Here is a 3931-nt window from a genome sequence, read left to right as displayed (position 1 = left end):
CGCCATCCGCGCATGACGATCGACGCCTGGACGCAGCGTCACGGCATTGTCGATGACGCCGGTCGACCGCTATTCCTGCGCCTCTCGCAGCTACGCAAGACACACAAGGCCTTGTGGTACCTCAAGACCGAAGGGCACATGGCCCGCTTCGCCGTCGGCCATACCGTCCAGATCGCGGCACGGCACTACGCCGATATTCCGGCCCTCAGACCGCTGCACGAGCAGACCGTGGCGGATGCCCTTGAAGAAGCGCTGGCCGGGCCAAGGATCCTTCTTCCTCCAGAGGAAGAGCGACTGCGCGGCGAGTTGGCGAGCCCCACTCCGGATGATGAAGGCGTCTCGCGCGCACTTCTCGACGGCGAACAGGACGTCTGGCTTGCCAGCTGCGGCAACTTCTATTCCAGTCCCTTTACATCTGCCGGTACCGCGTGTCCCACGCCGTTCTGGGGGTGCCTAGATTGTCGCAACGCGGTCATCACCGCGCGCAAGCTTCCCGCCATCCTCGCGTTCCTCTCCTTCGTCGATGATCAGCGAGCCGGCCTGAGCGCGGCCGATTGGGCAGCCAAGTTCGGCCATGCCCGTGACCGCATCGTTCAGCAGATACTGCCCGCCTTCGGCGACGACGTGGTGGCAAGGGCCCGGGCGCAGGTCACGGCCGAGCCTCCCACGGTTTATCTGCCGCCCGAGGCCCGCGCATGACCGCCCTCCAGGTTCTGGCGGAGGGCTGCGATGAACGTGATGCCCTCCCGGTGCTCCTGTCCGCACCGCTGCGCCCCGGCTTCGATCGCGCGCATATCTCGCGATACGGCGATCCGGTCTGGGATCTGGCTCCCGGCGTGTTTCGCGACAATGCCCGGCGCTGCCATGTCACGGTACATTTTGACGGCATCGACGACCCATCCATCGCCGATGCCCTGCGCCAGATTCTCCATGCGCGGCTCAATGTCGATTTGCCCGGGCACCGTTCTCGGCTTGAGCCGGCGGGAGTGCGCGGCGAGGCCAACCGGACCTTGCGCTTTTTCGACTTCGTAAAGGCTCAGCTGGGTCGTTTCGATCTCGGCCGGGTCGATCAGGCCTTGGCCGATCGCTACGCCTGCTCTTTGCGCCTTGCCGGACAGCGTCCGGTTGCGGCGGCAGCGCTGCTGCGGATAATCTTCGACCTGCATGAGTTGCGGCACCATCTGCCGACTGCGTGCCTGTCCTTTGAGCCATGGCCCGGGCGCAGCCCGTTTTCGGTGGCGGGAGCAAAGCATATCGCCGGAGAGAACCGGACGCCGCGCATTCCGGAACCGATCATCACCCCGCTGCTCGCCTGGTCGCTGCGCTACGTGACCTGCTATGCAGATGACATCCTCGCCGCGCGGGCGGAACTCGATCGCCTCGAAGCAACGCGAGACCGTTTGGTTGCCGCTGAGGCGGGTCTTGATCATGCTGATCGACGGTCGCGGCAACGCAAACGCCTCAACACCTATATTGCCGCCTTGCGGCGACAACGGCGCGGGGTTCCGATCTGGACCACCCCACACAACGGCACAACGCGGACAGATCCGCAAAGCGGCGAAGTCACGCCGCCGATCAACTACCACCTGATTCACCTCCATGCCGGCATCGATGCGCAGGCCGAACCTGCCATGCACCTTGGCCTCACCACCGGCGCGCCGGACCTCATCGCCGCCGCCATTGCAGAACTCGGCACCGAGATCGGCGGGATGGATACGCCCATTTCGGCCGATCCCGATACCGGCCTGCCCTGGCGCACCCGCTTCGACGCCAAGGTCCTGGCTCTCGAAGAGGTCATGCTGCAGTCGGCAGCCTACGTCGTTTGTGCCTATCTCTCAGGCATGCGAGATAGCGAGATCCAGGCGATGAAGCGGGGATGCCTGTCCATCACCAGAGCAGAAGACGGTGCGATCTTGCGGCATCGCATCAAGTCCACCGCCTACAAGGGCAAGCGCGGGGGCGGCGAGGAGACCGAGTGGGTCACGATCGCGCCGGTCGCCGAAGCCATCGCCGTCCTCGAACGGCTTTCCGCGCGGGCGGGGCAAGCGCGCGGAACAACGACCTTGTGGCCGGTCCTCGCGCTTCGGGCCAACACCAAGACGCACATTTCTGCCGAGATCGTCCGGCAACTCAACCGGTATCGCGATCATCTCAACGACCGGTTCGGAACGGCGCAGGCACCGATCATCCCTGTCGGACCCAATGGCGCGCCCTGGCGCCTGACCACTCGCCAGTTTCGCCGGACCATCGCCTGGCACATCGCCAACCGGCCCTTTGGGACGATTGCCGGCATGATCCAGTACAAGCACGCCAGCGTTGCGGCGTTCGAAGGCTATGCCGGCAGCAGCCGGTCCGGATTTCGGGGAGAAATCGAAGCCCAACGCGCGCTTGGGCAGATCGACGATATCCTCGTCTACTTCGACGAGCGGCAGGGTGGTGCGCGTCTTGGCGGACCTGCCGCGAACAGGATCGGAGCCGCACTCGATACTGTTGGCCACGAGTTGGCGCCGCTACCCGCCATGATTGCCGACCGGCCACGCCTGCGCACGATGCTCGGCAGTCTCGCGCGGACATTGCATGTCGGCCCGCTGGCCGATTGCTTCTTTGATCCGGCAACGGCCCTTTGCCTCAACCGGATTTCGGAACCGGGTGCCACCGGACCAATGATCGCCATGTGCGAGCCGGTCCGCTGCCCCAACGCCTGTATTGTCGAACGGCATCGCCCGGCCTGGCAGCGCGGAGCTGACGAGGCGCGGCTTTTGCTGCGCGAGAAGCGGCTTCCAGAACCGCAGCGGGTAACGCTTCAGGCCGAGGTGGCAAGGATCGAGCGTCTCCTCGAGCAGATCGCGCCCGGTGCCGCCACACCTCATAGCGGCATGGCGGGAGAGGAAGAGGAGGCTGGTTTTCGGGTGACGGGCTGAAGGAGCGGAAGAGAGTTTCCCTCCGCCCGACGTGGAGACCGCCATGTTCCGATCCCACCCTGCGACGCCGCGAGCTGACGTCTATTCGCGCATCACCACCGAGATTGTCTCCGCCATCGAAGCAGGCGCAGGCGACTGGCGCATGCCCTGGCACCATGATGGCGCTGCCACGACGAGGCCGCAGAACGTCACCTCCCGCCGTCGCTATCGCGGTGTCAATGTGCTGGCGCTCTGGATTGCCGCTGAAGCTAGCAGCTATTCCAGTGGTCTTTGGGGGACCTATCGCCAGTGGGCAGCGCTCGGCGCACAGGTCCGCAAGGGGGAACGCGGAACCACCGTCGTGTTCTGGAAGCAGACCGCATCACGCGCCGACGATGATCATGACGACGGCGAAGCCGGCCCCGGCCGCATGTTCGCCCGGGCCTTCACCGTGTTCAACCTCGCACAGGTCGAGGGCTATGAACCCGCTCCTGTCGCGGTATTGCCCGAGAGCGAGCGGTTCGAGCACGCCGAAGCTTTCGTCGCGGCCCTCAAGATCCCGATCACCGAGGGCGCCTATGATGCGCACTACCGGATCGATCTCGATCACATCTTCATGCCAGCCTTTTCGACGTTCCGGGATGCATCGGCGCAGATGGGCACCCTTCTGCACGAAGCCGGCCACGCTACGGGCGCAAAGCACAGGCTCGACCGCAATTTTGCCGAGAGGTTCAAGCGCGACAGCTTGGCGATCGAGGAGATCTGCGCCGAACTGACAGCTTCGTTCGTGCTCGCTGACCTCGGGATCGCCCACCATCCGCGCGCCGATCATGCCGCATACGTGGCATCGTGGTTGCGCGTGCTGAAGGACGACCCTCGCGCCATCTTCACCGCCGCCAGCAAGGCACAAGCCGCAGCCGACTGGATGCACGCCCAGCAACCTCAACCCGAGGAATTGGCGGCGTGACGCGCGTCCGGAAAATTGACGTCGGAAGTCAGATTGGGGCTGGACTGTCAGGATATATCGCCGA

Annotated in this window: 2 protein-coding genes and 1 pseudogene; all 3 read left to right on the top strand. The window is 64.9% G+C overall.

The genetic code is table 11. The features are described 5' to 3' along the window. Window positions 1-699, top strand: a pseudogene (locus V7E26_RS29535) (hypothetical protein); the annotation flags it as partial. Then, a complete protein-coding gene (locus V7E26_RS29530) occupies window positions 696-2921 on the top strand; it encodes an integrase (protein ID WP_275230849.1) in 2226 nt (741 codons plus the stop codon). The pseudogene V7E26_RS29535 and the gene V7E26_RS29530, both read left to right, overlap by 4 nt. 31 nt (window positions 2922-2952) lie before the next feature. Further along, entirely contained in the window at window positions 2953-3867 is a 915-nt protein-coding gene (locus tag V7E26_RS29525; RefSeq protein WP_324422916.1) for an ArdC family protein, read from the top strand. Window positions 3868-3931 lie beyond the last annotated feature (64 nt).

Source organism: Bradyrhizobium sp., assembly GCF_036735945.1.
Classification (GTDB): Bacteria; Pseudomonadota; Alphaproteobacteria; order Rhizobiales; family Xanthobacteraceae; genus Bradyrhizobium.
This window is presented reverse-complemented; position numbering and strand designations above follow the sequence as displayed.